The organism is Streptomyces sp. Y1, assembly GCF_041053115.1.
Lineage (GTDB): Bacteria > Actinomycetota > Actinomycetes > Streptomycetales > Streptomycetaceae > Kitasatospora > Kitasatospora rubellomurina.
The window spans coordinates 5123062-5139381 of sequence record NZ_CP163445.1 but is presented as its reverse complement, the minus strand read 5'-3'; the positions used below and the strand labels follow the sequence as shown (position 1 = coordinate 5139381).

At 72.1% G+C, this 16320-nt stretch carries 14 protein-coding genes and 2 tRNA genes; 5 read left to right on the top strand and 11 right to left on the bottom strand.

What is annotated here, in order from left to right; genetic code table 11:
* The first annotated feature begins 23 nt into the window (after window positions 1-23).
* Entirely contained in the window at window positions 24-800 is a 777-nt protein-coding gene (locus AB2U05_RS22210) for a hypothetical protein (RefSeq protein ID WP_045696863.1), read from the top strand.
* A gap of 79 nt (window positions 801-879) precedes the next feature.
* Here the strand turns inward: AB2U05_RS22210 and clpX are convergent, their stop codons facing one another.
* The 5 genes from clpX to AB2U05_RS22185 form a co-directional block, all read right to left on the bottom strand.
* Entirely contained in the window at window positions 880-2169 is a 1290-nt protein-coding gene (gene clpX, locus AB2U05_RS22205; RefSeq protein ID WP_045696864.1) for an ATP-dependent Clp protease ATP-binding subunit ClpX, read from the bottom strand.
* Window positions 2170-2419: 250 nt separating this feature from the next.
* Entirely contained in the window at window positions 2420-3082 is a 663-nt protein-coding gene (locus tag AB2U05_RS22200) for an ATP-dependent Clp protease proteolytic subunit (protein WP_030283759.1), read from the bottom strand.
* Between the two features lie 56 nt (window positions 3083-3138).
* Window positions 3139-3756, bottom strand: a complete 618-nt coding sequence (locus AB2U05_RS22195; RefSeq protein ID WP_045696927.1) for an ATP-dependent Clp protease proteolytic subunit — start codon at window positions 3754-3756, stop codon at window positions 3139-3141.
* A 272-nt stretch (window positions 3757-4028) separates the two neighbouring features.
* Window positions 4029-5417 carry a trigger factor gene (gene tig, locus AB2U05_RS22190; protein ID WP_045696869.1) on the bottom strand — a complete coding sequence of 463 codons (1389 nt, stop codon included), beginning with the start codon at window positions 5415-5417 and terminating at the stop codon, window positions 4029-4031.
* Window positions 5418-5715: 298 nt separating this feature from the next.
* Window positions 5716-5789 (bottom strand) — tRNA-Pro (locus tag AB2U05_RS22185).
* Between the two features lie 212 nt (window positions 5790-6001).
* Between AB2U05_RS22185 and AB2U05_RS22180 the strand changes: the two genes are divergently transcribed.
* Window positions 6002-6075 (top strand) — tRNA-Gly (locus tag AB2U05_RS22180).
* Window positions 6076-6125: 50 nt separating this feature from the next.
* On the opposite strand, the gene AB2U05_RS22175 is transcribed toward AB2U05_RS22180, so the two are convergent.
* Window positions 6126-6680, bottom strand: coding sequence for a hypothetical protein (locus AB2U05_RS22175; RefSeq protein ID WP_369184036.1), 555 nt, complete (start codon window positions 6678-6680; stop codon window positions 6126-6128).
* 189 nt (window positions 6681-6869) lie between these two features.
* Between AB2U05_RS22175 and AB2U05_RS22170 the strand changes: the two genes are divergently transcribed.
* The gene (locus AB2U05_RS22170) at window positions 6870-7655 is read left to right on the top strand and encodes a DUF6348 family protein (protein ID WP_369184035.1); all 786 of its coding nucleotides are present in this window, start codon (window positions 6870-6872) and stop codon (window positions 7653-7655) included.
* Between the two features lie 36 nt (window positions 7656-7691).
* Here the strand turns inward: AB2U05_RS22170 and AB2U05_RS22165 are convergent, their stop codons facing one another.
* From AB2U05_RS22165 to AB2U05_RS22150, 4 genes are all read right to left on the bottom strand, one after another.
* Window positions 7692-7889 (bottom strand): hypothetical protein, encoded by a 198-nt coding sequence (locus tag AB2U05_RS22165; protein ID WP_045696875.1) that lies wholly within the window; start codon window positions 7887-7889, stop codon window positions 7692-7694.
* A gap of 475 nt (window positions 7890-8364) precedes the next feature.
* On the bottom strand, window positions 8365-9591 hold the full coding sequence (locus AB2U05_RS22160; RefSeq protein ID WP_078859942.1) for a PP2C family protein-serine/threonine phosphatase: 1227 nt from the start codon (window positions 9589-9591) through the stop codon (window positions 8365-8367).
* A 297-nt stretch (window positions 9592-9888) separates the two neighbouring features.
* A complete protein-coding gene (locus AB2U05_RS22155; protein ID WP_045696877.1) occupies window positions 9889-10374 on the bottom strand; it encodes a ribose-5-phosphate isomerase in 486 nt (161 codons plus the stop codon).
* A 57-nt stretch (window positions 10375-10431) separates the two neighbouring features.
* Entirely contained in the window at window positions 10432-11031 is a 600-nt protein-coding gene (locus tag AB2U05_RS22150; protein ID WP_045696879.1) for a biotin transporter BioY, read from the bottom strand.
* Between the two features lie 371 nt (window positions 11032-11402).
* Between AB2U05_RS22150 and AB2U05_RS22145 the strand changes: the two genes are divergently transcribed.
* Window positions 11403-12713: an amino acid permease gene (locus tag AB2U05_RS22145; protein ID WP_369185980.1), complete on the top strand. Its 1311-nt coding sequence runs from the start codon at window positions 11403-11405 to the stop codon at window positions 12711-12713.
* 61 nt (window positions 12714-12774) lie between these two features.
* Here AB2U05_RS22145 and AB2U05_RS22140 read toward each other — a convergent pair whose 3' ends face one another.
* On the bottom strand, window positions 12775-13407 hold the full coding sequence (locus AB2U05_RS22140) for a DsbA family protein (protein WP_369184034.1): 633 nt from the start codon (window positions 13405-13407) through the stop codon (window positions 12775-12777).
* Window positions 13408-13637: 230 nt separating this feature from the next.
* On the opposite strand from AB2U05_RS22140, the gene pepN reads away from it, so the two are divergent.
* Complete coding sequence (gene pepN, locus AB2U05_RS22135; RefSeq protein WP_045710126.1) at window positions 13638-16202, top strand: aminopeptidase N; 2565 nt, start codon at window positions 13638-13640, stop codon at window positions 16200-16202.
* The last annotated feature ends 118 nt before the right edge of the window (window positions 16203-16320 follow it).

The window sequence follows — 16320 nt, the reverse complement described above, 5'->3', positions numbered from 1 at the left end:
CCGTCACCCAGAAAGGGACACCCGTGTCCGAGCAGAACCCCTACGGCGCGCCCCAGCAGCCGGGGTACCCGGCGACCCCGCCGCCGGCCGCTCCCGGTTACGGTGGCGTTCCGGCCCAGCCGGGCTACGACGCCGCGCAGCAGCCCGGCTACCCGGGTGCCTACCCCGGCTACGGCGGCGCGTACGCCCCGGTGCCGCCGCCGAAGCGGTCCCGCAAGGGCCTGTGGATCACGCTCGGCACCATCGGGGCCGTGGTGGTGATCGGCGGCGGGGCGCTGGCGTACTTCGTCTACGACGCCACCAGCAACGCGGGCACCCAGAAGATCGTCCTCCCGGCGAACTTCAAGGACACCACCCGCAACGACGACAACCCCGTCAGCGCCGCCATGGAGAAGGCGATGACGGACAGCCTCGGCAAGGGCGACGGCAACTGGAAGCCCACCGGCGTCGCCGGCGTCTACCAGAACTCCTCCTCGGAGCCGGACCTGATCGTGGCCGGCGCCTACGGCAAGGTCCTGATGCCGAAGAAGGAGCTGGACGCGGCGTTCGACGGCGTCTCCTCCAAGGGCTCGGAGGTCACCGACCGGCACTCCGTGGACGCCGGCCCCAAGGGCGGCGAGATGGAGTGCGCCAACGTCACCCAGACCGACACCCCCAAGATGGGCATCTGCGCCTGGGCCGACAGCAGCAGCCTCGTCATGGTGATGAAGGTGCCCCAGGACGAGAACAGCAAGCCCGACCTGGACAAGCTCGCCGCCGACACCCGCGACCTGCGCGCGGTCTCCGAGGTGCCGAAGTAACCGGCGCCGCACGGCGGACACCGAACGCGCGAGGGGCCCCGCACCGAACGGTGCGGGGCCCCTCGCGCGTTCCGGGCGGTCAGGCGCTCTTCTCGCGCCGCTCGCGCTTGATCATGTCGCGCGGGACGAGGGTCGGGATCGCGTGCTTGGAGACCACGTCCCCGGTGACCACCACGCGGGCGACGTCCTGGCGCGAGGGGACCTCGTACATCACGGACATCAGCACCTCCTCCATGATGGCCCGCAGCCCGCGCGCGCCGGTGCCGCGCAGGATCGCCTGGTCGGCGATCGCCTCCAGCGCGTCCCGCGAGAACTCCAGCTCCACGCCGTCCAGTTCGAACAGCTTGCGGTACTGCTTCACCAGCGCGTTGCGCGGCTCGGTGAGGATCTGCAGCAGCGCCTCGCGGTCCAGGTTGTGCACGCTGGTGATCACCGGCAGCCGGCCGATGAACTCCGGGATCATGCCGAACTTCACCAGGTCCTCGGGCATCACCTGGCGGAAGTGGTCGCTGGCGTCCGACTCCCGCTTCGAGCGGATGTTGGCGCCGAAGCCGATGCCCTTGGCACCCGCGCGGCCCTCGATGATCCGCTCCAGGCCGGCGAACGCGCCGCCGACGATGAACAGCACGTTGGTGGTGTCGATCTGGATGAACTCCTGGTGCGGGTGCTTGCGGCCCCCCTGCGGCGGCACCGAGGCGGTGGTGCCCTCCAGGATCTTCAGCAGTGCCTGCTGCACGCCCTCGCCGGAGACGTCCCGGGTGATCGACGGGTTCTCGCTCTTGCGCGCGACCTTGTCGATCTCGTCGATGTAGATGATCCCGGTCTCGGCCTTCTTGACGTCGTAGTCGGCCGCCTGGATCAGCTTGAGCAGGATGTTCTCGACGTCCTCGCCGACGTACCCGGCCTCGGTCAGCGCGGTGGCGTCCGCGATCGCGAACGGCACGTTCAGCATCCGGGCCAGGGTCTGCGCCAGCAGCGTCTTGCCGGAGCCGGTCGGGCCCAGCAGCAGGATGTTGGACTTCGCCAGCTCGATGGCGTCCTCGCGGCCGTTGCCGCCGCTGCGGCCCGCCTCACCCGCCTGCACGCGCTTGTAGTGGTTGTAGACCGCGACCGACAGCGCCTTCTTGGCGAGGTCCTGGCCGACCACGTACTGGTCCAGGAACTCGTAGATCTCGCGCGGCTTCGGCAGTTCCTCGAAGCGCACCTCGGAGGTCTCGGCGAGCTCCTCCTCGATGATCTCGTTGCACAGGTCGATGCACTCGTCGCAGATGTACACGCCTGGGCCGGCGATCAGCTTCTTCACCTGCTTCTGCGACTTGCCGCAGAACGAGCACTTGAGCAGGTCGCCACCGTCTCCGATGCGTGCCACGAGGTGCTTCCCCTTCGCCAGGGGCCCCGCAGGGGTTCCGGGGCCTGGTGCTGTGGACCGTCGACGCCCGACGGCGATCGGTCTCGCTATCCGAAGGTACTCTGCCGGGCCGGGGATTCCGTCCTCTTCGCCGGGTCTGCCCTACGCCCTGGGCGAATTGATACCGAACAGATGCCGTCGCGGCAGAGACCGTCCGAACCGGCGCGGGGCGCACACCGGGGTGCGCGCCCCGCGCCGGCGGGTGCCGGCCTCAGGAGGTCAGCGAGGTCTTGCGGGTGGAGATGATCTGGTCGACCAGGCCGTACTCGACGGCCTCCTCGGCGGTGAGGATCTTGTCGCGCTCGATGTCGTCGCGCACCTGCTCCACCGACTTGTTGGAGTGCTTCGAGAGCATCTCCTCCAGCTGCTCGCGCATCCGGAAGATCTCCTTGGCCTGGATCTCCAGGTCCGACACCTGACCGCGGCCGGTCTCGGTGTACGGCTGGTGGATCAGGATACGGGCGTTCGGCAGCGCCATCCGCTTGCCGGGGGTGCCGGCGGCGAGCAGCACGGCCGCGGCGGAGGCCGCCTGGCCCATGCAGACCGTGGTGATGTCCGGCTTCACGTACTGCATGGTGTCGTAGATGGCCGTCAGGGCCGTGAACGAGCCGCCGGGCGAGTTGATGTACATCTGGATCTCGCGGTCCGGGTCCATCGACTCCAGGCACAGCAGCTGGGCCATGATGTCGTTCGCCGAGACGTCGTCGACCTGCGAGCCGAGGAAGATGATGCGCTCCTCGAACAGCTTCGCGTACGGGTCGTACTCGCGGATGCCCTGCGTGGTGCGCTCGACGAAGCGCGGGACGATGTAGCGGCCCTCCGCGCGCATGTCCTCGACGCGGGCCTTGGCGGCCGACAGGCTGGGGATGTTCATGGGGGTCCTTGTCCTCCGGGGCGTTGGGACGGTGGTGTCGTGGGCCGGGCGGAGGCTCAGGCGCCCGTGCCGCCGCCGCCGGGGACGTCCGCGGCGCTGTGCATGATGTCGTCGATCAGGCCGTAGGCCTTGGCCTCCTCCGGCGTGAACCAGCGGTCGCGGTCGGAGTCCTGGGTGATCTGCTCGAAGGTCTGGCCGCTGTGGTGCGCGATCAGCTCGGACATCCGCTTCTTGGTCCGGAGCAGCTGCTCGGCCTGGATGCGGATGTCGGTCGCGGAGCCGCCGAGGCCCGCGGAGGGCTGGTGCATCAGGATGTTGGCGTTCGGCAGCGAGAAGCGCTTGCCGGGGGTGCCCGCCGTCAGCAGGAACTGGCCCATCGAGGCCGCCATGCCCATCGCGATGGTGACGACGTCGTTCTTGATGTACTGCATGGTGTCGTAGATCGCCATGCCGGCGGAGATCGAGCCACCCGGAGAGTTGATGTAGAGGAAGATGTCCTTGTCCGGGTCCGCGGCCAGCAGGAGCAGCTGGGCGGTGATCTTGTTGGCGATGTCGTCGTCGACCTGCTGGCCGAGGAAGATGATCCGCTCGCCCAGCAGCCGGTTGTAGACCTGGTCGCCAAGGCCGCCGAGCACGTCACCAGCGGCGGCGTGCGGCGCCATCGGGCCAGGCATCTGCATCTGCGGGAACGTCACTTAGCCACCTGCTCAGTCGGTTTGGAGGGCCGCTCCACGGCTCTCACGGTGTCGCACAGCTTCCGGGTATCACGTCGTGAATGGTGCTGTCCAAGGACCCTAACGCGCAGGCCGGGCCGCAGAATCCCTCACGCAGAACTGTTCGCTGTGAGCGCAGGGTCGCGCCCTGCCGCGGGTGGGACGACGGCGGGCCCGGACACCGTACGGCGTCCGGGCCCGCTGCGCGTTGCCTCAGGGGGCTACCGGGGCACTCAGGCCTCGGTGCTCTCCTCGGTCTTCTCGTCGGCGGCGGCCTCGACGGTCTCGCCCGCCTCGTCCTCGTCGTCGAAGTTGACCTCGTTGCCCTCGGTGTCGACGACCTTGGCGGCCTCGACCACGGTGGCCAGCGCCTTGCCGCGGGCGACCTCGCCGACCAGCAGCGGAACCTGGCCGCCCTGGACGACCTGCTGCGCGAACTGGTCCGGGGTCAGGCCCGAGCCGGCGGCGCGGCGGATGAGGTGCTCGGTGAGCTCCTCCTGGTTAACACCCAGCTCCTCGTCGGCGACGATCTGGTCCAGGACGAACTGGGTCTTGATGCCCTTCTTCGCCTGCTCCTCGATCTCCGCGTCCCACTCCTCGCGGGTCTTGCCCTGGGTCTCCAGGTAGGTGTCGAGGTTCAGGCCCATCGGCTCCAGCTGGTGGTGCTCCAGGTTGTGCTTGCGGGTCTGGATCTCGTCCGCGAGCAGCTTCTCCGGGAACTCGATCTCGACCAGGGCGAGCAGCGCGTCGAGCACCTTCTCCTGGGCCTGGGTGGCCTGGTCGTACTCCTTCATGCGCTCCAGGCGCTTGCGGGAGTCGGCGCGCAGGTCCTCCAGGGTGTCGAACTCGCTGGCCAGCTGGGCGAACTCGTCGTCCAGCGCCGGCAGCTCCTTCTCCTGGACGGCCGTGACGGTGACGGTGACCTCGGAGGTCTTGCCCGCCTGGGTGCCGCCCTTGAGCTCGGTCTCGAAGGTCTTCTCCTCGCCGGCCGACAGGCCGACGACGGCCTCGTCGATGCCGTCGATCAGGCGGCCCGAGCCGATCTCGTAGCTCACGCCGGTGGCGGTGCCGTCCTCCGGCACCTCGCCGTCGACCTTGGCGACCAGGTCGACGACCACGACGTCACCCTCGGCGGCGGCGCGCTCGACGTCCTTGACGGAGGAGAAGCGCTCGCGCAGCTGCTCCAGCGACTTGTCGATGTCCTCGTCGGCGACCACGATCGGGTCGACGGTCACCTCGATGGAGGAGAACTCCGGCAGGGTGATCTCGGGACGGACGTCCACCTCGGCGGTGAACTTCAGGTCGCCGCCATCGGCGATCTTCTCGACACCCTCGATGTTGGTGATGTCGGGCTGGCCGAGGACCTCGATCTTGCCCTCGTCGACGGCCTGCGTGTAGAAGCGCGGCAGGGCGTCGTTGACGGCCTCCTCCAGCACGGCACCACGGCCGAAGCGCTGGTCGATGACCCGGTTCGGGATCTTGCCCTTGCGGAAGCCCGGGACCGAGACCTGCTGGTTGATCTTCTTGTACGCCGCGTCGAGGCTGGGCTTGAGCTCCTCGAAGGGCACCTCGACGGTGAGTCGAACCCGGGTCGGGTTCAGAGTCTCGACGGCGCTCTTCACGGTTAGGTCTCCTATGGGCTTGCGGTCGGGTTGCCTCCGCCCGTACCCGCCACCCGGCCTGGGGCCGGTACGGGCGGTTCGGACGAGACGGGCGATGGGCGGTTGGAGCTGCATCTCCCGTGGGGGTGGACGGTGAGCGTGACTCCTCGCCCTCGTGCGGTTGACCTGGGTTGACACCGCAGGCACTACCGCCAGCGCCCCATCCTACCGGTACCACGAAAGGCGGACGCCAGACGCCACCGTACCGCCCTACAGAACAGGGCCCCGCCCCGATGGGCGAGACCCTGCGCACTCACTGTCGGGGTGACCGGATTCGAACCGACGGCCTTCCGCTCCCAAAGCGGACGCGCTACCAAACTGCGCCACACCCCGTGGTGCCGAGAGGAAGCGTACACGGCGGGCAAGTTCGGCTCGCGGACTTATTCCGGGGCCGTTCACGGGTTCGCCCGGGGGCCGCTCGCGGGTTCGCCGGGGGCCGTCCGGAGCCGTTCCGGGGCCGCGGGGCGGAAATGCGGTGTGCATGAGGACGGCGGGACCAGGTACGCTGTCCCAGACCTTCCGGCCGGAGACGTCCGGATGATCATGCGGGCGTAGCTCAATGGTAGAGCCCTAGTCTTCCAAACTAGTCACGCGAGTTCGATTCTCGTCGCCCGCTCCACAGGTCCGGCCCCGGTGCGCTCCGCACCGGGGCCGGACGCGTTTCGCCGCCTACAGCCCCAGCCGGGCCGCCCGGGCGGCGGCCCGGTCGAGCAGCTGGTGGACGTCGCCCGCGCGGGTGGTGGGCCGGTCGTTGTACTCGTCCGGGGAGCGCGCCGGGCGGCCGGTGGCGTGCAGCACCTCCATCAGCTGGACCCGGGCCGTGCGCACGGTCGCCGGGGTGCCGTAGCCGTGCGCGAGGACGGCGGCCTGGGCGCCGAGCAGGCAGACCCGTCCGGCGGAGTCCCACATCGCGCCCTGCAGCCAGCCGTGGGCGCCGAGGTAGCGGGAGGCCAGCCGCAGGTGGTCGGCGGCGCTCACCGGCACCGGGCGCGCCGGGCGGCGCAGCGCCCGGTCGAGCAGGGTGGCGCGGGGCTGCGGGTACCCGGCGTGCCAGGGCCGCGGGGTGCTGCCGTACGGGCAGACGTAGGGCACCGGGGTACGGGCGGGGGCGGGCAGCGAGGCGAGGTAGGCCTCGATCTCGGCGACCAGGCCGGAGCCGTCCGGACGGACGGGGTACGGCGGCGGGGGCGTCAGGTCGGTGCGGGCCGTGTCGGTGCGGGCCATGCGGGTTCTCCGGGCGGGCGGGCGGCGGGTTCCGCTCACCAAAGTGGGGCATACCCGACATTTCCGCGACCGGAGGACGGAACGGAACGAACGGTTTCCGGGTTGGGGGCCGGGCCGATAGCCTCGGCGGCGTTCGAGCGCGGTTCGAACGGGTCCCGCCCGCCGCGCTCCCCGAGTGGAGGAGTCCCGGTGCGTCCCGAGGAGCGACTGGCCGTCATACAGCGCTGCGTGGTGCTGGAGATGGCGCGCCTGGGCCAGCAGTTCACGGTGGACGGCGAGGTCGTGCGCGGCCCCGGCACCACCGCGGTGGCGGTGCGCGAGCACCCGGGCGGCGACGGCGGCGGGCACGTGGACCTCGGCTTCGTGCTCCAGCTGGGCCGGGCGGACGCCCCGGTGGTGTGGGACTGCGCGGCGGGCCTCGGCAAGACCGAGGAGGAGAAGCTCGCCAACGCGGTGAAGATGTGGGCGACCACCACCGCCTCGGTGCTGGTCGAGCTGGCCGAGGGGCGCGGGGTGCACGCGGACCGCCTGGAGGTGCCGGGCCTGCCGGGCTGGCAGGCGGTGCAGGGGCCGGCCGCGGTGTTCGGCTTCGGCAACGAGCACCTGGCGGCCTGGCTCACCGAGAACCGGGTGCTGCCCGCGCTGGCACCCGCGCTGCGCGCCGGGCTGACCGGCCCCGGGCCGGTGGGGGTCAAGCTCTTCCTGGGCGGGAAGGCGGGCGACGACGTGGCCGAGGTCCGGGTGGGCGGCGAGGTCTCGGAGGAGGCGTCGGCGGCGCTGCGCGCGCTGGACTGGCCGCGCGGTGAACGGCTGTGCTGGGCAAGGCTGTTCGTGCTGCTGACGGCCGAGCGGGCGGCGGGAGCGGTCGAGCGGGTGGGCGCCCCGGCGCCCACGGCAACGGCCACGGCGGCCCCGGCGGCGAGAGCCCGGGGCCTGTTCGCCCGCTGGCGGCAGGCGAGACGGGCCGGCCGCTGACCGTAGGTCAGAGACGGCGCGGACGGCCCGGCCGGATCAGCCGCCGGTGATGCTGGAGATGCTGTGCGCCAGGTTGGACAGCAGCGAGTTGATCGAGCTGGCCATGGTGGTCTCGTGCAGCATGAAGCCGAACAGGGCGGCGACGATGCCGTGCGCGATCTTCATCTGCTTGTTGCGGATGAAGATGATGCACAGGATCGCGAACAGGACCAGCGCGGAGACGGAGAGTGCCACCCGGACTCACTTCCTCGTTTTCATAGCGTGGTGCCACCACCCGGCGGCACCTGCGAAAGCCGGACCCCGGCCTGTCCGACGGTCCCGAGGCGGAATCGCGGACCGTCCGGCACACCGCCGGTGCGGGAGGCCCACGGTGGACCGCTGTCTGCTGCGCCGCACGTGTCGCCCCCCATCCCCCGAATCCTGAACAGTCCCGCCCGGACTCAGTGTGGTCGACCGTGCCGATTGCGTAAAGGTCTGACAGTCAGCCCAACGCCGACATCCTGCGGTGCGGGACGAGTTTCCGCCGACCGGGACGATAGCCGAGCCGTTCTGACGAATCGTCGGCGGGGCGGTGCTGAGCGGCCGGGAAACGGCCGGAGGCGGCGAACGGAAGCCGCTGGTCCGGTCCGTCGACGGGCCGTCCGATTTGGCCGAAGATCTGCTCCCGGGCTTGACAGCTGCCGCTGGCACATGCGGCGGGAACGCGGCCTCAGTCGCGCCAGAGCAGCAGCACCGCGCGGTCGTCGTTGATGTCCCGGGCCACCGTCTCGATGAGCGCCGCGGCCGCGCCGGCACCGGTGCCGGGGCCGCCGCCGGGCACCAGCCGGTCCGCCTCCCCCATCAGCCGGTCCATGCCCTCGGAGAGGTCCCGGCCGGGCGCCTCGACCATGCCGTCGGTGCACAGCATCAGCACGTCACCGCGGTTCAGCCGGCCGCGCACGCCGTCGAACTTGGCGCCGTCGTAGATCCCGAGCAGCGGGCCCTCGGCCTCCTTGACCTCCCAGCGGCCCTCGCCGGCGAGGCGCTGCATGCCCGGCAGGTGGCCGGCCGACAGCAGTTCGTACTCGCCGGTGTCGAGGTCCAGCACCAGGTGGACGGCGGTGGCGAAGCCCTCCTCCCAGGACTGGCGCAGCAGGTAGCCGTTGGCGGCGGGCAGGAAGTCGTGCGCGGGCAGCGAGCCGACCAGGCCGCCGAAGGCACCGGACAGCAGCAGCGCCCGGGAGCCGGCGTCCATGCCCTTGCCGGAGACGTCCGCGAGGACGACCTCCAGCAGCCGCTGGCCCGGCCCGGTGCGGGCGGCGACCACGAAGTCGCCGGAGAAGGACTGGCCGCCGGCCGGGCGCAGTGCCATGTCGGCGTGCCAGCCGGCCGGCAGCTCGGGCACCCGGCTCTGCACCCGCAGCCGCTCGCGCAGGTCGAACAGCATGGTGGAGCCGCCCCACCAGGGCACGCCGACCCGGGCCCGGAACTGGGCCAGCAGTAGGCCGCCGACGCCGGCGGCGCCGACCACCAGGGCGGCACCGGGGGTGACGCCGTAGACGTAGGCCTCCGGGTTGTCGCTGGCGACCCGCTGGCCGGTGTGGATCACGGACTCGGCGGACAGGCCGATCGCGGCCAGCGCGTACAGCACCACCAGGCTGCCGGGGCGCAGCAGCAGCGCGCCGGCCAGGATCGGCAGGACCAGGGCGGTGGGCGGGGCCCAGTCGGGGATCCAGATGTTGAGCAGGATCATCAGCGGGACGAGCAGGGCGAGCGCGCAGAGCACCGGCCAGTCGGCGGCGCCGCCGCGGAAGTAGTCCACTCCGGCCGTGCGCAGCCTTCGGCGGGCCCGGCGGAGCCTCCTGCGCAACCGGGCCGTCACGGGGTCGGACGCCTTGGTGGCGCCGGGCCTCGTCGCAGTCGTCTGGGGCGGTGCGCCCGGCGGTCTGCCAGCCATGGGGTCCGACCCTATCCACGGGTGCGGCCCGGCGTCGACGGCCCGGGGGCGGGCGTTCGCGGACGGGCGCGGGGCGCTCAGTGGGTTTCGGCCGATCGGCGTGCCGGCGGGCGTGGCGTCAGGAGGCGTGCGCCGGTTGGCCGTCGGAGCCCGCGGGCGGTGTGCGCGCCCCGCGTGCGGGGGTGGTGCGCGCGCCGGCGGCTGTGGCCGATCCCACAGGTCGGCGGGGCCGCCGGGACGGCGACGGCCGGCCGCACGGAGGGTGCGGCCGGCCGGGGAGGGTGGACGGGAGGGGGATCAGCCCTGGGGGTGGTGGGCCGGGATCGGCGGCAGCTCGCCGGTGGTCTCGTACTCGCTCAGCATCTCGATCCGGCGGGTGTGCCGCGGCTCGCCGCTGTACGGGGTGTTCAGGAAGACCTCGACGAACTTCGTGGCCTCGTCCTCGGTGTGCATCCGGCCGCCGATGGAGATCACGTTGGCGTTGTTGTGCTGGCGGCCGAGCTCGGCCGTCTGCACGCTCCAGGCCAGCGCCGCGCGGACGCCCTTGACCTTGTTGGCGGCGATCGCCTCGCCGTTGCCCGAGCCGCCGATCACGATGCCCAGCGCCTCCGGGTCGGCGGCGGTGCGCTCGGCGGCGCGCAGGCAGAACGGCGGGTAGTCGTCCTCGGCGTCGTAGATGTGCGGCCCGCAGTCGACCGGCTCGTGGCCGGCCCCCTTCAGCCACTCCACCAGGTGGTTCTTCAGTTCGTATCCGGCATGGTCGGAGCCCAGGTACACGCGCATGCCATGAGTGTGGCATGCGGGTGCGCCCGGGCTCCGCAGGGGGCGTCGCGGGGTCGCTCAGCGCTTGCCGACGAGCTTCCAGGCCAGCGGCAGGGCGCCGGCCGCGAGGACGGCCTTGAGCGCGTCGCCGACCAGGTACGGGTAGAGGCCCAGCTCGGCGGCGCGGGCAAGCGACACGTGCAGCGAGGCGGCCAGGTACGGGACGCCGACCGCGTAGATCGCCAGGCTGCCGAGGACCATGGTGACGGCGGTGTTCACCGGGGTGCGGTCGGCGCCGCGGCGGGCCAGCGCGCCGGTCAGGCCGGCCGCGAGGACGAAGCCGAGCACGTAGCCGAGCGAGGGCATCGTCCAGCCGGAGGTGCCCTCGGCGAACCACGGCATGCCGGCCAGGCCGGCCAGCAGGTAGAGGGCGAGCGAGGCGACGCCGCGGCGGGCGCCGAGCGCGGTGCCGACCAGCAGGGCGGCGAAGGTCTGGCCGGTGACCGGGACGGGCGAGCCGGGGACGTTCACCGACAGCTGGGCGGCGGCACCGGTCAGCGCGGCGCCGCCGGCCACCAGGGCCAGGTCGCGGACCTGGGCGCCGAGGCGGGTGGAAGCGGCGGGCAGCAGGTCGGCGAGGACGGCGCGGCGCGGTACGGGGGTGGCGGCAGTGGCCATCGGGGGTTTCCTCCGTGAGGTCCAGGTGAGTGAACACCTGTGAACCTACGCGGTGATCCACTCCGGCACCGCCAGGGATTCGGACAAAGGTGCGACCACGTCCCTTGTCGGGTCCGGGCCCGACGAGCACGCAGCGTAGCGACCGTGAAGCGTTTCGTGACCACCCGGTCCGCATGGTGGGCCCGCACCGAAACCGGTTGGCATGGACAGTGGCCGCCCCGGATATTGGACAACTCATGCCGCATTCCGCACAGTCTGGAAACTCCGCACCCATGGCCCCCACCACCGCGCCCACGGCGCCCGGGACCACCGACGCCGGGCCGGCCACCGGCCAGCAGCTCGGCCACGGTCTCAAGCCGAGACACCTGTCGATGATCGCGCTGGGCGGGGTGATCGGCGCCGGCCTGTTCGTCGGCTCCGGCGCGGGCATCGCGGCCGCCGGCCCGGCGATCATCCTCGCCTTCGTCCTCTCCGGCCTGCTGGTCATGCTGATCATGCGGATGCTCGGCGAGATGTCCGCCGCCCGGCCCGCCTCCGGCTCGTTCTCGGTGCACGCCGAGAAGGAGATCGGCCCCTGGGCCGGGATCACCGCCGGCTGGATGTACTGGGTGATGCTCTGCTGCGGCGTCGCCGCCGAGGCCACCGCCGCCGGGAAGATCGTCAACGGCTGGATACCCGGGGTCTCCTCCTGGGTGTGGGTCGCCCTGTTCATGGCCTTCTTCTGCGCCAGCAACCTCACCGCCGTGAAGAACTTCGGCGAGTTCGAGTTCTGGTTCGCCGCCGTCAAGGTCACCGCGATCGTCGCCTTCCTCGTCCTCGGCGGGCTCGGCGTCGCCGGAGTGATCGGCCCCGGCGCCCCCGGCACCGCCAACCTCACCGGCGAGGGCGGCTTCCTGCCCACCGGCACCAGCGGACTGATCGTCGGCCTGCTCGCCTCCGTCTTCGCCTACGGCGGCCTGGAGACCGTGACCATCGCCGCCGCCGAGTCCGACGACCCCAAGCGCAACGTCGCCAACGCCGTGCGCACCGCGGTCTGGCGGATCGCGGTCTTCTACATCGGCTCGATGGCCCTGGTCGTCACCCTGGTCTCCTGGAAGGACCCGGCGGTCGTCGCGGACGGCCCGTACGTCACCGTGCTGCACCGCCTCGGGGTGCCCGGCGCCGGGGCGATCATGCAGGCCGTGGTGCTGATCGCGCTGCTGTCCGCGATGAACGCCAACATCTACGGCGCCTCCCGGATGGCCTACTCGCTGGTCGGCCGCGGCCAGGGCCCCAAGGCGCTGGCCAAGGTCAGCGGCGGGGTGCCGCGCCGGGCCGTCCTGGCCTCCTGCCTGTTCGGCTTCGCCGCCGTGCTCGCCTCCAAGGTCTGGCCGGACACCGTGTTCACCTGGCTGATGAACACCACCGGCGTCGCCATCCTGGTGGTCTGGCTGTTCATCTGCGTCGTCCAGCTGCGGATGCGCCGCCGGCTGGAGCGCGAGGCGCCCGAGCTGCTCACCGTCAGGATGTGGGGCTACCCGTACCTGACCTGGGTCGCGATGGCCGCCGTGGTCGGCATCCTCGGCCTGATGACCACCACCGAGGGCGACCGCGAGCAGCTGTACGCGGCCGGGGTGCTGGTCGCGCTGCTGGTCACGGCCGGGCTGCTCAAGCAGCGCCGCGACGCCGCAGCCGCCCGCTGACCCGTCGACGCGCGAGGGCCCCTGGAAGCCGAGCCGGCTTCCAGGGGCCCTCGGCCGTCCGCTACTCGAAGGACGGGCCCGCCGTACGGGTGCGCTTGATCTCGTAGAAGCCCGGGGTGGAGGCCACCAGCAGGGTGCCGTCCCACAGCCGGGCCGCGGCCTCGCCCTTCGGCGCCGGGGTGACCACCGGGCCGAAGAACGCGACCCGCTCGCCGTCCGCGCCCTCGACCGCGATCACCGGGGTGCCGACGTCCTCGCCGACCAGGCCGATGCCCTCCTGGTGCGAGGCGCGCAGCGCGTCGTCGTACTCCTCGCTGCCGGCCGCGTCCGCCAGCTCGACGGGCAGGCCCGCGGCCACCAGGGCGGCCCTGATCGTGTCGCGGTCCTGCGGCAGGCCCTGGTTGTGGAAGCGCAGCCCCAGCTCGGTGTAGAGCCGGCCCAGCACCTCGCTCCCGCACTTCTGCTCGGCCGCGATGCACACCCGCACCGCGCCCCAGGCGTTGTCCAGCAGCTCCCGGTAGTTCGCCGGCAGGTCCCGGTGCTCGTTCAGCACCGACAGGCTCATCACGTGCCAGCGCACGTCGACCGGGCGCAGCTGCTGCACCTCGATCAGCCAGCGGGACGTCATCCACGCCCACGGGCAGGCGGGGTCGAACCAGAAGTCGGCGGTCTTGCGCTCAGCGGCAGTCGTCACTGCGAGTCGTCCTTCGTGAGATGGTCCGAGGCAGGGCAGGGCACTCCACCCCCCACGGCCCCAACACCCGCCCGCCGCCGCTGATTCCGGCCCTCCCACGGCGATGTGTGCAATGGTACCGGCGCGAACGGCGTGAAAGGATGCCCCCGGGTGCGCGGTGCCTACCTGCGCACCGGACCCGCACCACCCACACGCGCACCACCGTGCGAGCCGGACAAAGGAGTACCGCCGTGCCGGGCAAGAACCTGAGCCGCGACGAAGCCCAGCAACGGGCCAGCATCCTGGCCGTGGACAGCTACCAGGTGCGGCTGGACGTGACCTCCGCCCCCGACCCGGCGGCCGCCACCTTCCGCTCCACCACCACCGTCGCCTTCCGCTGCGAGCGCCCCGGCGCCGCCACCTTCCTCGACCTGCTCGCCCCCGCCGTCCGCGCGGTCACCCTCAACGGCCGCGCCCTCGACCCGGCCACCGCCTACGACGGCGCCCGGGTCCACGTGGACGGCCTGGCCGCCGAGAACGTCCTCACCGTCGAGGCCGACTGCGCCTACAGCCGCACCGGCGAGGGCCTGCACCGCTTCGTCGACCCGGCCGACGGCGAGACCTACCTCTACACCCACTACGAGCCCGCCGACGCCCGCCGCGTCTTCGCGACCTTCGAACAGCCCGACCTGAAGGCCCCGTTCACCTTCACCGTGACCGCCCCCGCCGCCTGGGACGTGTGGTCCAACGCCGTGCACGAGAAGGTCACCGAGCACGACGACGCCCGCACCTGGGAGTTCGCGCCCACCCAGCCGATCTCCACCTACCTCACCGCCGTGGTCGCCGGCCCGTACCACATCGCCCGCGACCACTACCGCCGCGAACTCCCCGACGGCACCACCCTGGACATCCCGCTCTCCGCGATGTGCCGCAAGTCCCTCGCCCCGCACTTCGACCCGGAGGAGATCCTCGGCGTCACCAAGCTCGGACTCGACTTCTTCCACGAGGAGTTCGACTACCCGTACCCCTTCGGCAAGTACGACCAGGCGTTCGTCCCCGAGTACAACATCGGCGCCATGGAGAACCCCGGCTGCGTCACCTTCAAGGAGGACTTCGTCTTCCGCTCCAAGGTCACCGACGCCGCCTACGAGAACCGCGCCAACGTCATCCTGCACGAGATGGCGCACATGTGGTTCGGCGACCTCGTCACCCCGCGCTGGTGGGACGACCTGTGGCTGAAGGAGTCCTTCGCCGACTTCATGGGCTCCTACGCCCTGATCGGCGCCCGCACCCGCTACTCCTCCGCCTGGGTCACCTTCGCCAACCAGCGCAAGGCCTGGGCCTACCGGCAGGACCAGTTCCCCACCACCCACCCGATCACCGCCGACATCCGCGACCTCGAGGACGCCAAGCTCAACTTCGACGGCATCACCTACGCCAAGGGCGCCGCCGTCCTCAAGCAGCTCGTCGCGTACGCCGGTTCGGACGCCTTCTTCGAGGGCGCCCGCCGCTACTTCAAGCGCCACGCCTTCGGCAACACCGCACTCACCGACCTGCTGGACGTCCTGGCCGAGACCAGCGGCCGCGACCTCAAGACCTGGGCCGCCGCCTGGCTGCAGACCTCCGGCGTGAACGCGCTCACCCCGCAGGTCACCGCCGACGCCGAGGGCCGGATCACCGAGCTGGCGGTGCTCCAGGACGGCGAGGTGCTGCGCCCGCACCGGATCGCGATCGGCCTCTACGACCGGGACGCGGACGGCGCCCTGGTGCGCACCGAGCGGATCGAGGCCGACATCGCCGGCGCCCGCACCGTCGTCGCCGAGGCCGCCGGCCGCCGCCGCCCCGCCCTCGTCCTGCTCAACGACGAGGACCTCACCTACTGCAAGATCCGCTTCGACGAGGACTCCCTGGCGGCGCTGCGCACCGGCCTCGGCGACATCGCCGACGAACTGGCCCGCGCGCTCGCCTGGTCCGCCGTGTGGAACCTCACCCGCGACGCCCTGATGCCGGCCCGCGACTACGTCGACCTGGTGCTGCGCTTCGCCGGCCAGGAGGGCAACATCGGCGTCCTGCAGTCGCTGCACGCCCAGGCCAAGACCGCCGTCGACCTGTACGCCGACCCCGCCTGGCGCGCCGAGGGCGCCCGGCAGCTCGCCGACGGCGCACTGCGCGAGCTGCGCGCCGCCGTCCCCGGCAGCGACCACCAGCTCGCCTGGGCCCGCTTCCTCGCCCAGACCGCCGGCGGCGCCGAGCACCTCGGCCTGGTCCGCGGCCTGCTGACCGGCAGCGCCCGGATCGACGGCCTCGACGTCGACCAGGAGCTGCGCTGGGCCCTGTGGCTGGCCCTGGCCGCCGCCGGCCAGGCCACCGACGAGGAGCTGGCCGGCGAGCTCGCCGCCGACAACACCGCCGGCGGCAAGCGCCAGTACACCCTGGCCCTGGCCGCCCGGCCCACCCCGGAGGCCAAGGCCGCCGCCTGGTCCGCCGTCGTCGACTCGGACGAGCTGCCGAACGCCCTCGTCGAGGCCAACATCGCGGGCTTCGCCCTGCCCTCCCACCGGGAGCTCACCGCGCTCTACGCGGCGCCGTACTTCAAGCTGCTGGAGAAGATCTGGTCCGAGCGGACCATCGAGATCGCGATGCGCTTCGTCGGCGGCTTCTTCCCCGCCGCCCAGACCGACCGGCAGACCCTGGCCGAGGCCGACGCCTGGCTGGACGGGCACCCGCAGGCCGCGCCGGCGCTGCGCCGCCTGGTGCTGGAGCGCCGCGACGACCTGGCCCGGGCGCTGCGGGCGCAGGCCTGCGACCGGGGCTGACCCGCACGGAGGACGCGTAGCACCGAGCACGCGTAGCACCGAGCACGCGTGGAGGGGCCCGCCGTACGCGACGGCGGGCCCCTTCCCGTCCCCGGGTCGGTCGCGGCGCGGGCCGGCC